Below are 15,087 nucleotides of genomic sequence, written 5' to 3'. Positions count from 1 at the left end.
GAATCAGAGACCTTATGGACTCACGATAATCGACGCGCCGGAAGCCATCCCTCCATCACTTTCGATTCAACTCAGTCGCCGGATGCTCTAGCTCCCGCGATAAGTCGAATAGCTCCACGGCGTGACCAGCAGCGGCACGTGGTAGTGCCCCTCCGGCTCACTGATCGCGAAGCGCAGTGGAATCTCGTCGAGGAACGGCGGATCCGCGAGCTGTACGTTGCGCCCGGCGTAATATTTGCCGATGCTGAAGCGAAGCTCGTAGCGACCGATCGGCAGCGGGCGCCCGCCGATCAGCGGCTGGTCGGTGCGGCCATCCACGTTGGTGACGGTACGCGCGATCACGCGGCTCTCGCCGAGCGCAGCGAGCTCGACCAGCTCCACTGCAATCCCGGATGCGGGTTTGCCCGCATGATTGTCCAGCACATGGGTCGAAAGCCGGCCGTGCACTTTCAACTTGTCGTCGGCGACGACGAGCTGATCCAGCCGCAACGCCGAGATGCGGCCGATCTCCTCGATCGCGCGGCGCGTCTCTGTTTTGGCGATATTGCGCAACCGCGTCTCGAAGTCGCGCAGCACGGAATCCTTGGTGTGACGCCGCACGCAGACGATATAGGGGAAGCCGAACTTTTCGCGATAGGCGTTGTTGACGCGCTCGAACGCCGCATATTCCGCTTCCGAAAGACGGTCGAGGCCCGCGCTGTTCTGCTCGTCGGTCGATTCCGCCGTCAGGCCCGCCGCGCGCTGGGTCTTGTTGGCGAGATCGGGATGCGCGCGGATCAGCGCCAGCTGCACATCGGGTTCTGCGGCCTGAATCGCCGCCATCAGCGCGGCATGCAGCTGATTGATGCCGGCAAACGGACGCTGCGCGGCGATCTGCTCGGCGATCCACTGCGAATATTCGACGACATTGGCGAGCGCCGCGACGAAATCGGCCTTGCTTGCGGCATTGAGATCGGCGAGCGGGACTTGCGCCATCACGTCTTTACCCGATCTCGAACGCGTCGGCGGCGAGATGCGCGTGCTTGTCGTGCCAATGCTGCGCGATCTGGAGCCGCGTCGGCACCCAGACGCGGTCGTGCTTGCCGATGTAGTCGAGGAAGCGGATCAGGCCCGCGGCACGGCCAGGCCGGCCGGCGAGACGGCAGTGCAGCCCCACCGACATCATCTTCGGCGCCGTCCGCCCTTCCGCATAGAGCACGTCGAAGGCGTCCTTGAGGTAGGTGTAAAACTGCTCGCCTTCGGCAAAGCCCTGCGGATTGATGAACCGCATGTCGTTGGCGTCAAGCGTATAGGGAATGATGAGCTGCTTTCCGTTCGCGCCCTTGACCCAATAGGGCAGATCGTCGGCATAGGAGTCGCACAGATAGAGGAAGCCGCCCTCCTCCATCAGCAGCTTGATTGTGTTGATCGAGGAGCGGCCGGTGTACCAGCCGAGCGGCCGCGCACCGGTGGCCTCGGTATGGACGCGGATCGCCTCGGCGATCTCGGCGCGCTCCTGCGCTTCCGTCATGTCCTTGTGCTCGATCCATTTCAGGCTGTGGCTCGCGATATCCCAGCCGGACTCCTTCATCGCCGCGACGATTTCCGGATTGCGCTGCAGGGCGGTAGCGACCCCGAACACCGTGGTCGGCCACTTCCGCTCATTGAACATCCGCCACAGCCGCCAGAAGCCGGCGCGCGAGCCATATTCGAACATGGATTCGATATTGGCGTGACGCTGGCCCGGCCAGGGTTGCGCGCCGAGCACGTCGGACAGGAACGCTTCCGAGGCGCGGTCGCCATGCAAAATGTTGTTCTCGCCGCCTTCCTCGAAATTGACGACAAACTGCACCGCGACCCGTGCATGGCCGGGCCACTCTGGATGCGGCGGGTTGCGGCCGTAGCCGCGGAGATCGCGGGGGTAGTTGATATCGGTCACTCAGACTTCCTCGAAACGGATCGGTAGCGCGCCCTTCCACAGCACGCTCTTGCCCAGCGTCATCAGATTCTCAAGGCCCGAGGTCAGCGTGATGAAGTGATTGCCGGCGAGCTGGCCCATCTTGCTGGCGAAGCGGACGGCGCCATAGGCAAGCAGGATCTCGGTCTCGCTGATACCGCCGGGGTAGAGGATGATCTGCCCCGGCGCGGGATAGCTGGTATGGTTCTCGTAACCAACGCCGAAGTCGAAATCGCCGAGCGGCATCCAGACGCCTTCGCCGCTCCAGCGCACATGGATGATGTGACTCTCGAACGGCAGCGCCTTGCGGAACGCCGCAACGGTCTTGGGCGCCGCCTGCTCTTCGAAGCGAGCGCCGAAGGTGAAATCACCGGCGCGAATAACGAGTTTGCTCATCTCATCACTCTGGGTCGGAGGCCCAGGCCTCCCGGGAACCTGCAAGCAAGAAGCACTCCGCGGAGCTTCGCGCAAGTGGCGCTCGCCCCTTCACCTGCGGTCGTAAGACCAACCGAACAGGCCGCTCCGCCTCACCTCCGGCTCCGGCTCGGCGGCCGGCGCGGGAGCCTCCTTCAGTTCCGTCTGCGGCGGGGGCGCAGGCGGCGCCGGCAGGCTCTCGCATTTCATGGAATAGACCAGCTTGCCGTCCGCGGTGCGCCCGATCGGAGCGCAGGGGTCGGGACGGGCCGCCGAGGTCTTGGGAGCGGGCTTCACCTGCGCCGCAGCCGGCGTGGCGATCAAAAGCAGGATCAGCAGATATTTCGACATCGTTGTCGCGCCTAAAAACCTCAGTTGCCCCATTCAACCTGATGGCGCCGGTCAAGTCCATCGGGCCCGGCGCGGCGATTGCCGAATTTTTAGCCGGGACCAAAAAATTAGCTCGCCCCATCGTGAAGCTGGCGAGGCTGATATTCGACGGGACGCATCGCCATGTCAGCCGCGACGACGCGCAGAAAAAACAGTCTCATTGCCGGAGCGTCGTCGCGGGAGAAACAACCATGCAAAAGATCTTCACCATTCTCGGCGCCACGCTGATCGCTGCCATCACCATCCAGACCGCCGCGGCGAGCGACCGCCACCATATTCGCAAGGCGCGGCCTGCCCCCATCACGCAGTCGGTGCGCGATTCCAACGCCGCCATCTGGCCATCGCAACCGACGGCTCCCGACTGGTCGCGCTACGCCAACGGCGCAATGTCGGCCCCGGCGGGCCGGTGAGGAGATAGAGCAAGGCTGCTCGCCGCAGCTTCTCGGCTCGATCACAGCGGCCTCTGGAATACTGGATCGCCCGGTCCCGGCTCCGCCAAGGCTACGCCGAGGCCCACAGGGGGGCTCGGCGCGCCGAAGCTTCAGCGAACGCGGCAAGCCGGGCGATGACACCGAATGAGCAGACGCAGACGCGCCTTCGCAGCCTCGCGGCTCAATTCGCCCGAGCTTTGCTTGATCTCGCCGCCCTCTGATCCAAGAGGGCGCAGGGAAGACCGGGTGCGGACCTGGCACCCGCGGTCTGCTGCGCGAAAATGTGACGCAAAAAGACCGCACAGCAGCATACAGGTGTGGCCCAACACACGGCCTTCCCTGCGCAGTGGTTTGACGGCTTATGCCGCGCTCTCCCGGGAGCCGAATTCCTTCTGGCCTCCCTCGCCTCGCGAATTGACGATGCAGTTAACCCGGTTGGGCGCTCTACATCTCCGCGACAGCTTGACCGTAGCAACGACGGCCAGGACCACACGGTTTTGCCGTACGCGCGTTCGCCGGCCACAGGGTTTTCCCGCGCTGTCGACATTGCGGGAAAAATGTTGGCGCGACGAACTGGACAGCGTCGTTCGTCCACACGCGGTTTGGGGCTCACAGGGACTACCCGCCCTGCCCGCACCCTTTCGTGCCGACGCTGCCGCGTCCACCGCATCCCCGGCTCGCAAACGTGACGACGGACGATCGCCCCTCAGGATCAAGCCGGGATGGACGACACATACGACATTTCCGAATTTCGGTAAAGCGGAATGTTTTTACCGGAAGGGATTGACAGCATTTGCGGTGTGTTGCCCGTCAGGCAAACATCAGTACGGATTGTAGTAGTAGCCCGGGCCGCCATAATAGCCGTAGCCTGGGCCATAATAGCGCGGGCCGCCATAATAGTAGTTGTCGTAATATTCCTGGCGGCGGCTCTCGGCGATCGCGCCGCCGATCAGGCCGGCCGCGAGGCCCATGAAGGCGAGTCCCGCAGCGTTCGGTCCGCGCCGATAATACCGATAATGGTGACGCCGCGCGGCGCTGAAATCGGTCGCGTTGGATGTCCCCTGCCCCGCCACGGCAGGCGTTGCCTTGGCAGGCATCGGAGACGCGGCAGACGACGGCGACAGGGACGCCACGACCAGGGCGAAACTGGTGAACGCAGCCAGCGCAGCGCGGCCAACTCTCGAATTCACGGACCTGTCACTCATCCTGATGTCCTCTGCTCTCACCAAAGAAGAGATAGGGAAACAACACATAATGCGCAAAGCACTGAAATGGTTGCGCGATCGCGGCAATCTGCCGCGCTTTGAACGATTGTGGACTGCCCCGCTCCAAATGACGTTCAGGCCCGATACCTCCAGTACCTCCGAACCGCATCGCCTGCGGCCTGGAGGTCGAAGCGCTGGTCGGGGGCGAGTTGCTGCGCGATCAGGTTGAAGATGTCGTTCAGGATCGAGCGCTTCTCGCCGAAATAGGAATGGCGCAGGCCGACCAAGCTGGTGTCGACCAGCGACGCGTCGATCGTATCGACGCCGTCGACGATCGTCAGCGCCTCGCCGGCCTCGCCCGCCCGGGGGTAGCCGTGCACGAATTTCGAGGCCAGCAGCGCGACGTCGCGCGAGGAGGCATAGAGCGTGACGCGCGCGGCGCAGCCTTTGAATTTCGCTGCGAGCTGGACGAAGCGGTCGCGGTCGATGTCGGGGGCGGCAAAGATGATCTGGCCGAGCTTGGCGGCGCCGGCCGGCAATGGCCAGGACGTGGCGCGTTCGAGCGTGTTGATCACCGCGCGGTTGCCCATGCTGTGCGCGATGATGTGAACCTTGCCGGCGCCGACCTCACCGAGCGCGAGCTTGAGGAACGCCTCGAAATGATCTCGCGACCAGTCGATCGTGCTCTCGTCCACAGTGTACTTTTTGGTATCCGCCGCCGAGGCCCAGCTATACAGCAGCGTCCTGCCGGCGAATTTCAGATCCACCGAAAGTTGCCCGGCGCGCCGCGCCGCATCCTCGAATGTCACGTTGTAACCGTGCACGAAGATCAGGACGTCGTGCAAATCTGCCGCGGCAAGCGAATCCTTCAAGGTGGTGACGAAGGCGTCCCGGCCAAGCGCGCCCACGCTTTTGAGGATCACGTGCTTTTCCGGATTGGGCGAGCGTTCGAATATCCACCAGCTGGGTCCGGTGAGCTGACCGACCTCGCGGCCGCGCGTGGGCACGCTGACTTCAGCGACCCCGAACGCAAGCTCCCCGCGCTTGCCGCGAAAATAACTCGCCGGCGTGTCGTCGCCCCTCGCGCGATCCGTGCCGTAGAAGACGGGGATGGTGACAACGCCAGTCGCTTGATCCGTGCTCGGCTGGACGGTGTCCGGAACGACGCGCGGCGACACCCGGCCGCGGCGCGTAACGGTCTCCCGGGTGGCAAGGGGCGCCGCCATGTTTTCCACCAATCGCTCGATCAATTCCACCGCGGGCGGCTCCGCGAGCAGCCGCACGACCAGGAGATCGAGCGATTGGCGAAGCTTGTCCGGGTCCTCGCCCTGGCCGGCGCGGCCAGCGAGCTGCTGCAATTCCTCAGCGTAAGGAGGCCATTTGTCGCCGAGCAGATCCTTCAGCCGCGGCCCGAGTTCGAGCAAGGCAAGCAACAGGCGAAGCGTGTCCGACATCGCACGTCCCTCGTCGCGGAATGCGGCCAAGGCGACTAGCCTGACCGTCCATCCCTAGCCTAGAGGTTGTGAACGATCTTGCAAGTCCGCTCAGCGTGCCGGGGCAGCCTGCCCCGGGGCGAGCTCGGCTTACGACAACGCGCCCAGCACGCCGCGCGTGGCCTTGTCGATTTCCTCGACATAGCGGCGGCGGGCAAAGGTCTCGGTCAGGAAGCCGACCACCTTGCGGCTGTCGGTGGAATCGACCACCGCCAGCATTTCGGCCTCGGCCTCGTCGAATACCGCCATCGCGCTCTTTACGTTCATTTCCGGGATCAGCACGATGTCGGTCAGGCGGGCAAGCTCGATGACCTGGATGTCGTCGGCGATGGTGTCGAGGTCGCTGGAGAACAGATCGGGCAGCAGGACAAGACCGACATATTCGTCAGCATTGTTGACGATGACGATGCCGGGCCGCGATCCCAGCACGAATTCCCGCCGTGTCGCGGCGATGGTGGTGGTTGACGGCACCTTGCCGACGTCGGAGCGCATCAGCCGCTCGACGGTCAGGTTGCGGAGCCAGCCGACGTCGTTGGCGCTGCGGATGGTCTCGCCGCGCAGATGCAGGCGCCAGGTCGAGAAGGAATGGCCGAACATGAAGCGCACGCAGATCGAGGTGACGATGCAGCCGGCCAGCACCACGGCGGTAACGTCGACATTGCGGGTCATCTCGAGCACGAGGAACGACATGGTCAGGGGCCCACCGACGATGGCGACGCCCAGCGTTGCCATGCCGGTCAACATCGCCACCAGCGGGTCGATCGCGAAGTTGGGGCTGATCAGGAGCAGCACCGCGGCGAAGAATTTTCCGATCAGGCTGCCGACGAACAGCGAGGCGAAGAAGAGACCGCCGCGGAAGCCGGAGGCCAGCGAGATCAGGCAGGCCGTTACCTTCAGCGCGATGATGATCGCGACCAGGCCGATCGTCATGTCGTGGAAGAGATCGAGCACCATAGCGCCGTGGCCGGCCGCGAGCACCTGCGGCGTGACGAGGGCGAAGCTGCCGACGATGAGACCGCCGAGCACCGGTCGCAGCCAGACCGGCAGCCAGGCGAACAGCCGTTCGAACGCCGGAGAGGACCGCATCACGGCGATGCCGACGCCGCTGGTCGCGAGAGCCAACCCGATCAGGGCCAGATATTGCTCGACGCCGACGGCGCTGACCTTGGGGATTTCGAGCGAGTAAGGCGCGCCGCCGAGCCATTGCGCGGTGAGCGCGCCCGCCAACGACGCCGCCAGGATCGGCGCGGCGCTGCCGACCGCATAGACGCCGACGATCAGCTCGCAGGCGTAGAACGCGCCGGTGATCGGCGCGCCGAAGGCCGCCGCGATCGCCGCCGCAGAGCCGCAGCCGACGACCAGGCGGAGGTCGTTGCGGCGAAGATTGAAGAATTTCCCGAGCAACGAGGCGATACCCGAGCCGATCTGGGTATAGCCGGCCTCGAGGCCGACCGAGGCGCCGCAGCCGTTCGAGATCAACGTCTGGCTCGACACCACGACGCTGTCGCGCATCGACAGATTGCCGCCACGCAGCGCATTGGCCTCGATCGGGTCGACCGCGCTGGAAATCTTCAGCCGTCGCCGCCACCATTCCATGACGCCAAGCGAGAGGCCGCCCATCGCCGGGGCGATCATCGCTGCCCAGGGACTGATATAGGTGTTGGCCGACAGACGCACGTCGATCGGGATGCCATAGATGATGACGTGGGCGATCTGCGCGATCTCGGCCATCAGCGTCACGATCGCGCCGGCCAGCGTGCCGATCACGAGCGCGAGCGGGATCAGGTAGAACTCGTTGCTACGCAACAGCGCGCGCAGCCGCACCATGGTACGGTTGGTGCCCTTGCCGTCGACGAAATATCTGATCCGCGCGAACACTGCCCGCCCTAGCCTTCCGATAGGCCGTAGCCGGCCATGCGCTGGCGGACTCGTTCGATCTCGGCGCTCGACAAGAGCGGCGGTTTACCGATCTGGAGACAGCCGTGATATTGCCGCGCCAATGTCTCGACCTCGACGGCGAGCCACATCGCCTTGTCGAGCGTCTTGCCGACGGCGATCATGCCGTGATGGTCGAGCAGGCAGGCGAGCCGCCCCTCCAGCGCGCGCACCGCATGCTCGGACAGTTCCGCCGTGCCGAAAGTGGCGTAGGGTGCGCAGCGGATGCTGTCGCCGCCGGCGGCCGCGATCATGTAGTGCACCGGCGGGATCTCCACGCCCATGATCGCCAGGATGGTGCAATAGGTCGGATGGGCGTGCACGACGGCGCCGATGTCGGCACGCGCCTTCAGAATGTCCAGATGGAAGCGCCACTCGCTGGATGGCTTCTGGTCGGCGGCATGCGAGCCGTCCAGCCCCATGAAGACGATCTGGTCCGGCGTCATGGTGTCATAGGGCACGCTGGTCGGCGTAATCAGCAGCCCATTGCCAAAACGCACGCTGATATTGCCTGATGTCCCCTGGTTGATGCCGAGCGCGTTCATGCGACGGCAGGCGTCGATGATGGCCTGTCTCTTGCCGAGCTCGTCCCCTGTCATCGACATCTCGATCTCGTCTCCACCTTCTTCGCGATGGGCGCTTGTTAGAGGGGAAGTACGTCAAAGCAATGTGGCAGCGCAAGCGAAAGCGGACCTGTTCGGGCGCGGCCTTGCCTGCGCCCTCGTCGCACCATGAAATCGAGTGTAAAATCAATGGATTAACAGTTCGTCACAGTCCTAGGAGAGGCTGGCCCGGACGGCCGCGACCCCATTGATCACGAACTGAACCGAATAGGCCGCGAGCAGCATGCCGAGCACGCGCGAGAGCACGGCATTGCCGGTGCGCCCCAGCGTCCGCGCGATCAGGTGCGCCGAGACGAAGCAGAGCATGCAGAGCAGGCTGACGGAGAGGACGACGGCCATGATGATGGCGAGCCTGGCGCCATAGCCGGCATCACCGGCCAGCAGCAGCGTGGTCGCGATCGCCCCGGGACCGGCCATCATGGGGATGGTGAGCGGAAACACGGCGACGTCGGAGGCGTGCTCCGCGGTTGCCTTGTCGGCCTCCCGCGCCTCGCGATGCGGCCGGTCGCCGAAGATCATCTGATAGGAGACGCCGAACAGCAGCAGCCCTCCGGCGATCTGAAACGCGGGGATGCCGATCCCGAGTTGGCGCAACAGCCAGTTTCCGACCAGCGCGATCACGACCAGGATCGAGGCCGCGATGAACGGCGCCCGCAGCGCGGCCGTCCGCTTGATCTTGTCCGGCATGCCTCCGGTCGCGGCCAGAAACGCCGGTGCCAGGCCGACGGGATCGACCACCAGCAGCAGCGTGACGAAGGCGGACAGGGCGAAGTCGAGCATGGGTCAGGTGTCTCGGCGAGCGTGGTTGTGGCGGCCAGCCATAGCGGCTCGCGCGGGCCTTCGCGAGGAACATTTGCTTGCCCCGGCTCTTGATCGCGTGAGGATTGAGGAAGCGCATGCCTTCCCGTGTCGCCTCATGAGGAGGATTTATGGCTAAGCAAGCAAAGAAACGTGCATCCAGGAAAAGGACCGCATCGCGCCGCCCGCGTCAGGCGCCCAAGATGCTGAGCGACCTGTTTCTGGAAACGCTGAAGGACATCTATTTCGCGGAGAACAAGATCATCAGGACCCTGCCCAAGATGGCCAAGGCCGCGAACTCAAAGGACCTCGCGGCCGCCTTCAACAAGCATCTGCGGGAGACGCAGGGCCAGGTCAAACGTCTCGACCAGATCTTCAAGATGCTGGGCAAGCCGGCACGCGGCAAGCCCTGCGAAGCGATCAACGGCATCACCGAAGAGGGCGCCGAGATCATGAAGGACTTCAAGAACGCTCCTGCCCTCGACGCCGGCCTGCTCGCCGCGGCACAGGCCGTCGAGCATTACGAAATCTCCCGCTACGGCACGCTACGCACCTGGGCCGAGGAACTCGGCATGCAGGACGCGGCAAGTCTGCTTCAGGAGACGCTGGACGAGGAAGAGGCGACCGACCACACGCTGAGCGAACTCGCCACATCGGTCATCAATCTCGAGGCGGAAGCAGACTACCCGGCTGCCGCCTGATTTCAGGGCCCGTCCAATTGTTGCCTTCGACGCCGCGGAACATCTCCGCGGCGTCGATGCGTCTGACTGCAAGGGGTCTCCCCGCCTTCGAGGACCAGGCATGCTGCAAGCGCGCGATGCTGGAATTTGCGGGAACCATCCCCATATCCCCGTTTTCCAACCGCAGCGCCTTCCCCGAGTCTTGCCATGCAACCCAAAAACCCCTTCGACTGGATGCTGTCCGAGGCCCTGGACCAGCTGACCCGCGGCGAACGCATGCGCCAGCAGTTCGGCCGTCAGGAAGCGTGCTGGGAGCCGCCGATCGACGTGCTCGAGACCGAGCATGAGCTCCTGATCCTGGTCGCGCTTCCCGGCGTCAATCCCGACAATGTCGAGACGGTGATCCATGACGGCGTGCTTATCATCTCCGGCCAGCGCACGCTGCCGCCAGAGCTTCGCAACGCCCGCATCCATCGGCTCGAGCTGCCGCAGGGGCGCTTCGAGCGGCGCATCGCGCTTCCCCTTGGCCGCTACGCCATCAGCCGCTTCGTGATGGACGGCTGCGTCGCACTGCGCCTTGCCAAATCCTGAGGTCGATCATGACCACCGAACAGATGAATACCGCACAGCCCAATTCCCAGAACGGTTCCGACGTGAAGATTCCCGAAGACGCACTGATCATCATCCCCGTGCGGGAGATGGTGCTGTTTCCCGGCGCCATCGCGCCGATCGCGATCGCACGGCCGAAGTCGGTCGCCGCCGCACAGCAGGCGCTGCGCGAGCAGCGGCCGATCGGCATCGTCATGCAACGCAGCCCCGAGATCGACGAGCCCGGTCCGGACGATCTCTATCGGGTCGCAACCATCGCCAACATCGTGCGCTACATCACCGCGCCCGACGGCACCCATCACATCGTCTGCCAGGGCGTGCAGCGCGCGCGGATTCTCGACTTCCTGCCGGGGACGCCGTTCCCGGCCGCGCGCATCCAGCAGATCCCCGAGCCGACCACGTCCTCGCCGGAGATCGAGGCGCGGGCGCTGAACCTGCAACGCCAAGCCATCGAGGCGATCGAGCTGCTGCCGCAGGCGCCGCCCGAGCTGGCCGCGATGTTCCAGGGCACGACCGCGCCCGGCGCGCTGGCGGACCTGGCGACGTCGTTCATGGACATCAAGCCGCAGGACAAGCAGGAGGTGCTGGAGACCATCGACCTCGCTCTGCGCGTCGAGAAGGTGTCGAAGCACCTGGCCGAACGGCTGGAGGTGCTGCGCATCAGCAATGAAATAGGCCAGAAGACCCGCGCCAGCTTCGACGAGCGGCAGCGCGAGGCGATCCTGCGCGAGCAGATGGCAACCATCCAGCGCCAGCTGGGCGAAGGCGACGGCAAGGCCGCCGAGGTCGCCGAGCTGACGGCTGCGATCGCCAAGGCCGACATGCCGCCGGAGGCGGACGCGCATGCCAAGAAGGAGCTGCGCCGCTACGAGCGCATGCCGGAGGCCGCAGGCGAAGCCGGCATGGTCCGCACCTATCTGGATTGGCTGATCGAGTTGCCCTGGGCGCTGCCCGCGGAGAAGCCGATCGACATCAAGGAGGCGCGCGCCATCCTGGATGCCGACCATTTCGGCCTGGAGAAGATCAAGAGCCGGATCATCGAATATCTGGCGGTGCGCAAGCTGGCGCCGCAGGGCAAGGCTCCGATCCTGTGCTTCGTCGGTCCACCCGGCGTCGGCAAGACCTCGCTCGGCCAATCCATCGCACGCGCGATGGGGCGCCCCTTCGTGCGCGTCAGCCTCGGCGGCGTGCATGACGAGGCCGAGATCCGCGGTCACCGCCGCACCTACATCGGCGCGCTGCCCGGCAACATCATCCAGGGCATCAAGAAGGCTGGCGCAAGGAACTGCGTCATGATGCTGGACGAGATCGACAAGATGGGCCGTGGCGTGCAGGGGGATCCCTCGGCCGCCATGCTGGAGGTGCTTGACCCCGAGCAGAACGGGACGTTCCGGGACAATTACCTGGGCGTGCCCTTCGACCTGTCGCGCGTGGTCTTCATCGCGACCGCCAACATGCTGGACCAGATCCCGGGTCCGCTGCTGGACCGCATGGAGCTGATCAGTCTCGCCGGTTACACCGAGGACGAGAAGCTGGAGATCGCACGGCGCTACCTGGTGCGGCGGCAGCTCGAGGCCAACGGCCTCACGGCCGAGCAGGCCGAGATCGAGCCGGAGGCGCTGAAGCTGGTGGTCAAGGGTTACACCCGCGAGGCCGGCGTGCGTAATCTTGAGCGCGAGATCGGCAAGCTGTTCCGCCATGCCGCGGTGCAGGTCGCCGAAGGCACGGTCGCCAAGATCGTGGTGACGACGAAGGACATCGCCACCGTGCTTGGCCAACCACGCTTCGAGGGCGAGATCGCCCAGCGCACCAGCATTCCCGGCGTGGCCACCGGCCTTGCCTGGACGCCGGTCGGCGGCGATATCCTGTTCATCGAGGCCTCGCGGGTGCCCGGCAAGGGCGGGATGATCCTGACCGGCCAGCTCGGCGACGTCATGCGCGAGAGCGTTCAGGCGGCGATGACGCTGGTGAAGAGCAGGGCCACGCAGCTCGGCATCGATCCCCAGCTGTTCGAGAAGAGCGACATCCACGTTCACGTCCCGGCGGGCGCGACCCCGAAGGACGGGCCGAGCGCGGGTGTGGCGATGTTCACGGCGCTGACGTCGCTGCTTACCAATCGCACGGTGCGCAGCGACACGGCGATGACCGGCGAGATCTCGCTGCGCGGCCTGGTGCTGCCTGTTGGCGGCATCAAGGAGAAGGTGGTGGCTGCGGCCGCCGCCGGATTGAAGCGGGTGATGCTGCCGGCGCGCAACAAGCGGGACTACGACGACATCCCGAAGAGCGCGCGGGACAACCTCGAATTCATCTGGCTGGAGCGCGTCGACGAAGCCATCGCCGCCGCGCTCGAACCGGTCGCAGCCAAGGTCGAAGCGGCGGAGTGAATGCGATGAAGAAACTGCTGGAAGATGCGAGGAAATCGCGGAAAGCGCAGCGGCTGCGCCGGCTGCTCGATCGTGCCATCGACCGGGTGCACGATGCGCTCGCGGGACCGGAGCCACGGTTTGCGCCGATCCCGGTCCGGGTGAAGCGCCGCAAGGGTTGAGCCCTCCGTCTCAGGCCCTCGCGGCTGCCCCAGACAAAAGGCCCCCTCCATACGAGGGGGCCTTTGCGTTATCAGGCCACGGCGTCCTTGGCGGCCTTGACCGGGCGGGCGCGGACGATCTTCCGGGCCGGCTTGGCCTTGAACATCATCTCTTCACCCGTGAACGGGTTGGTGCCCTTGCGCGCCTTGGTCGCGGGCTTCTTGATGACCACGAACTTGGCGAAGCCCGGCACCAGGAACAGGCCGTTCTTCTTGAGCTCCTTGTGGCCGACGTCGGTCAGCGTCTCCATGACGCTCTTGACGTCGCGCTTGGAAAGCTCGGTGGCGGTCGCAATCTTTTCGATCAACTGCGATTTGGACATTTGGGCTGGCATCGTGTCTCCTCTGATTCGTTGCCGGTTGCATATTAGACCAACCGGCGAAGGCCTATAGCCTTCTGCACAGTTTTGTCGCGATTTTACGGGCTTTTTTGGCCCCTCGTGACAAAAACCCCTGCATTTTAGCGGCTTCCGGAGCGGAAGGCAGCTTCGGCAACGGTTTTTGCCTTGTTTCAAAGGCCCGCAAGCAGCCTTGCTAAAGCTGATTCGATGCTTTCGACAAGCGACGACCGGCCTCTTTGCCGGACGAGGAACGCGATTCACCCTGAAAAATAAGGCTGGATCGTCGCACTGCGGCGCTTTCTCCCTGTTTTTCCGCGGTTCGGCGAGCTAGATGCGCTCGATGATGATCGCTGGCGCCATGCCGCCGGCCGCGCACATGGTGACGAGACCGCGCCTGAGGTCGCGCCGTTCGAGCTCGTCGAGCACGGTCCCGATCAGGATCGAGCCAGTCGCGCCGATGGGGTGGCCGAGCGCGATCGAGCCGCCATTGACGTTGACCTTGGCACGGTCGAGCTTGAGATCACGGATATATTTTTCCGCCACGACCGCGAAGGCCTCGTTGATCTCGAACAGGTCGATGTCGTCGATGGTCAATCCCGCCTTCGCCAGCACCTTGCGCGTGGCCGGCACCGGCGCGTTCAGCATCAAGGTCGGCGAGTCCCCCATATTCGCCATCGCAACCACGCGGGCGCGGGCTTTAAGGCCATGCGCCTTGGCGTAAGACGGTGACGCCAGCAGGATCGCCGCGGCGCCGTCGACGACGCCGGACGAGTTGCCGGCGTGATGCACGAAATCGATGTCGAGATCGGGATATTTCTGCAGGATCAGGCCGCGATAGGTCGTGCCCTTGTCGTCCAGCGCATAGTCGGCGATGGCCGGGAACGCCGGCTTCAGCGCAGCGAGCCCTTCCATCGTGGTTTGCGGCCGCGGATATTCTTCGTGGTCCAGTGCGAGGCTGCCGTCTTCGCGATGCACGGGCACGAGGCTCTTTTTGAAGTGGCCTGCGGCAATCGCCTGCGCGGCGCGCTTCTGGCTCTCCAGCCCGAGCGCGTCGACGTCCTGCCGCGTGATGCCTTCCAGCGTCGCGATGGCATCGGCGCAGACGCCCTGATGCGACTGCGGATGCCGCGCCCGAAGCCGCAAATTGCCGGAGTCCATCATCATCGGACCGCCGCCGCGGCGCCCTTCCATCGACATCATCTCGCAGCCGCCGGCGATGACGAGGTCTTCCGCGCCCGCCATGATCGAGCTTGCCGCCATGTTGACGCTGGTGATGCCGGAGCCGCAAAAGCGATCCAGCGTCACGGCGCTGGCGCGCACGTCATAGCCGGCATCGAGCGCCGACATGCGGCCGAGATCACCACTTTGCGTCGCAACCTGCGCGCTGCAGCCCCAGACGATATCGTCGACATCTGCCGTGTTGATGCCGGTGCGATCGGCGAGCGCGCGCAGCACGGTGGCACCTAACTGCTGCGGATGAATTCCGGAGAGGGCTCCCTTGCCCGCCTTGCCGACGCCGCGAGGCGTGCGGCAGGCATCGATGATCAGCGCGTCGGTCATGGGCGTGTCCCCTTGTTATGAGTGTTGGTGGCGGTTTTGAATCAGGGGCATGACGGAGTCAATGCGCGGCGTTTACGCCCCTCGCGTG

The 15,087-nt window shown here is 64.9% G+C and carries 16 protein-coding genes; 5 read left to right on the top strand and 11 right to left on the bottom strand.

Annotated features, from left to right (window positions below):
• Positions 1-87: 87 nt before the first annotated feature.
• The 4 genes from uraD to XH88_RS11795 all read right to left on the bottom strand — a co-directional run bounded on the left by uraD (position 88) and on the right by XH88_RS11795 (position 2,701).
• The gene (gene uraD / locus XH88_RS11810; RefSeq protein ID WP_271615537.1) at positions 88-975 is read right to left on the bottom strand and encodes a 2-oxo-4-hydroxy-4-carboxy-5-ureidoimidazoline decarboxylase; all 888 of its coding nucleotides are present in this window, start codon (positions 973-975) and stop codon (positions 88-90) included.
• Between the two features lie 7 nt (positions 976-982).
• Positions 983-1,918, bottom strand: a complete 936-nt coding sequence (gene puuE / locus XH88_RS11805; RefSeq protein WP_271615526.1) for an allantoinase PuuE — start codon at positions 1,916-1,918, stop codon at positions 983-985.
• Positions 1,919-2,332, bottom strand: coding sequence for a DUF3830 family protein (locus tag XH88_RS11800; RefSeq protein WP_271615525.1), 414 nt, complete (start codon positions 2,330-2,332; stop codon positions 1,919-1,921). It abuts the gene before it with no gap.
• Positions 2,333-2,422: 90 nt separating this feature from the next.
• Positions 2,423-2,701, bottom strand: coding sequence for a hypothetical protein (locus XH88_RS11795; RefSeq protein ID WP_271615524.1), 279 nt, complete (start codon positions 2,699-2,701; stop codon positions 2,423-2,425).
• Between the two features lie 41 nt (positions 2,702-2,742).
• Between XH88_RS11795 and XH88_RS11790 the strand changes: the two genes are divergently transcribed.
• Positions 2,743-3,150 (top strand): hypothetical protein, encoded by a 408-nt coding sequence (locus tag XH88_RS11790; protein ID WP_271615523.1) that lies wholly within the window; start codon positions 2,743-2,745, stop codon positions 3,148-3,150.
• A gap of 842 nt (positions 3,151-3,992) precedes the next feature.
• Here the strand turns inward: XH88_RS11790 and XH88_RS11785 are convergent.
• The 5 genes from XH88_RS11785 to XH88_RS11765 all read right to left on the bottom strand — a co-directional run bounded on the left by XH88_RS11785 (position 3,993) and on the right by XH88_RS11765 (position 9,207).
• Positions 3,993-4,376 (bottom strand): hypothetical protein, encoded by a 384-nt coding sequence (locus tag XH88_RS11785; protein ID WP_271615522.1) that lies wholly within the window; start codon positions 4,374-4,376, stop codon positions 3,993-3,995.
• Between the two features lie 134 nt (positions 4,377-4,510).
• Positions 4,511-5,830, bottom strand: a complete 1,320-nt coding sequence (locus XH88_RS11780; RefSeq protein ID WP_271615521.1) for an alpha/beta hydrolase — start codon at positions 5,828-5,830, stop codon at positions 4,511-4,513.
• A 129-nt stretch (positions 5,831-5,959) separates the two neighbouring features.
• Entirely contained in the window at positions 5,960-7,747 is a 1,788-nt protein-coding gene (locus XH88_RS11775; RefSeq protein ID WP_271615520.1) for a chloride channel protein, read from the bottom strand.
• An 8-nt stretch (positions 7,748-7,755) separates the two neighbouring features.
• Positions 7,756-8,409, bottom strand: coding sequence for an L-fuculose-phosphate aldolase (locus tag XH88_RS11770; RefSeq protein ID WP_271615519.1), 654 nt, complete (start codon positions 8,407-8,409; stop codon positions 7,756-7,758).
• A 171-nt stretch (positions 8,410-8,580) separates the two neighbouring features.
• Positions 8,581-9,207 carry a MarC family protein gene (locus XH88_RS11765; protein ID WP_271615518.1) on the bottom strand — a complete coding sequence of 209 codons (627 nt, stop codon included), beginning with the start codon at positions 9,205-9,207 and terminating at the stop codon, positions 8,581-8,583.
• Between the two features lie 149 nt (positions 9,208-9,356).
• On the opposite strand from XH88_RS11765, the gene XH88_RS11760 reads away from it, so the two are divergent.
• The 4 genes from XH88_RS11760 to XH88_RS11745 all read left to right on the top strand — a co-directional run bounded on the left by XH88_RS11760 (position 9,357) and on the right by XH88_RS11745 (position 13,059).
• A complete protein-coding gene (locus XH88_RS11760; protein ID WP_271615517.1) occupies positions 9,357-9,926 on the top strand; it encodes a YciE/YciF ferroxidase family protein in 570 nt (189 codons plus the stop codon).
• A gap of 186 nt (positions 9,927-10,112) precedes the next feature.
• Positions 10,113-10,496 (top strand): Hsp20/alpha crystallin family protein, encoded by a 384-nt coding sequence (locus XH88_RS11755; RefSeq protein WP_092299959.1) that lies wholly within the window; start codon positions 10,113-10,115, stop codon positions 10,494-10,496.
• An 8-nt stretch (positions 10,497-10,504) separates the two neighbouring features.
• Entirely contained in the window at positions 10,505-12,898 is a 2,394-nt protein-coding gene (gene lon, locus XH88_RS11750) for an endopeptidase La (protein WP_271615516.1), read from the top strand.
• Positions 12,899-12,903: 5 nt separating this feature from the next.
• A complete protein-coding gene (locus XH88_RS11745; RefSeq protein ID WP_271615515.1) occupies positions 12,904-13,059 on the top strand; it encodes a hypothetical protein in 156 nt (51 codons plus the stop codon).
• Positions 13,060-13,130: 71 nt separating this feature from the next.
• On the opposite strand, the gene XH88_RS11740 is transcribed toward XH88_RS11745, so the two are convergent.
• Both XH88_RS11740 and XH88_RS11735 read right to left on the bottom strand, forming a co-directional pair.
• Positions 13,131-13,433: an HU family DNA-binding protein gene (locus XH88_RS11740; RefSeq protein WP_008139488.1), complete on the bottom strand. Its 303-nt coding sequence runs from the start codon at positions 13,431-13,433 to the stop codon at positions 13,131-13,133.
• Positions 13,434-13,766: 333 nt separating this feature from the next.
• A complete protein-coding gene (locus XH88_RS11735) occupies positions 13,767-14,999 on the bottom strand; it encodes an acetyl-CoA C-acetyltransferase (RefSeq protein WP_271615514.1) in 1,233 nt (410 codons plus the stop codon).
• Positions 15,000-15,087 lie beyond the last annotated feature (88 nt).

It is taken from the genome of Bradyrhizobium sp. CCBAU 51627 (assembly GCF_028128765.1).
Taxonomy (GTDB): domain Bacteria; phylum Pseudomonadota; class Alphaproteobacteria; order Rhizobiales; family Xanthobacteraceae; genus Bradyrhizobium.
Note: the sequence above shows the minus strand (reverse complement) of the source record. Positions and strands in the feature narration are given on the sequence as shown.

Coding starts and splice junctions, on each gene's coding strand:
- uraD (WP_271615537.1), bottom strand. CDS start 975: ATGGCGCAAGTCCCGCTCGCCGATCTCAATGCCGCAAGCAAGGCCGAT.
- XH88_RS11800 (WP_271615525.1), bottom strand. CDS start 2,332: ATGAGCAAACTCGTTATTCGCGCCGGTGATTTCACCTTCGGCGCTCGC.
- XH88_RS11795 (WP_271615524.1), bottom strand. CDS start 2,701: ATGTCGAAATATCTGCTGATCCTGCTTTTGATCGCCACGCCGGCTGCG.
- XH88_RS11790 (WP_271615523.1), top strand. CDS start 2,743: ATGGCGCCGGTCAAGTCCATCGGGCCCGGCGCGGCGATTGCCGAATTT.
- XH88_RS11785 (WP_271615522.1), bottom strand. CDS start 4,376: ATGAGTGACAGGTCCGTGAATTCGAGAGTTGGCCGCGCTGCGCTGGCT.
- XH88_RS11780 (WP_271615521.1), bottom strand. CDS start 5,830: ATGTCGGACACGCTTCGCCTGTTGCTTGCCTTGCTCGAACTCGGGCCG.
- XH88_RS11770 (WP_271615519.1), bottom strand. CDS start 8,409: ATGTCGATGACAGGGGACGAGCTCGGCAAGAGACAGGCCATCATCGAC.
- XH88_RS11765 (WP_271615518.1), bottom strand. CDS start 9,207: ATGCTCGACTTCGCCCTGTCCGCCTTCGTCACGCTGCTGCTGGTGGTC.
- XH88_RS11760 (WP_271615517.1), top strand. CDS start 9,357: ATGGCTAAGCAAGCAAAGAAACGTGCATCCAGGAAAAGGACCGCATCG.
- XH88_RS11755 (WP_092299959.1), top strand. CDS start 10,113: ATGCAACCCAAAAACCCCTTCGACTGGATGCTGTCCGAGGCCCTGGAC.
- lon (WP_271615516.1), top strand. CDS start 10,505: ATGACCACCGAACAGATGAATACCGCACAGCCCAATTCCCAGAACGGT.
- XH88_RS11745 (WP_271615515.1), top strand. CDS start 12,904: ATGAAGAAACTGCTGGAAGATGCGAGGAAATCGCGGAAAGCGCAGCGG.
- XH88_RS11740 (WP_008139488.1), bottom strand. CDS start 13,433: ATGCCAGCCCAAATGTCCAAATCGCAGTTGATCGAAAAGATTGCGACC.
- XH88_RS11735 (WP_271615514.1), bottom strand. CDS start 14,999: ATGACCGACGCGCTGATCATCGATGCCTGCCGCACGCCTCGCGGCGTC.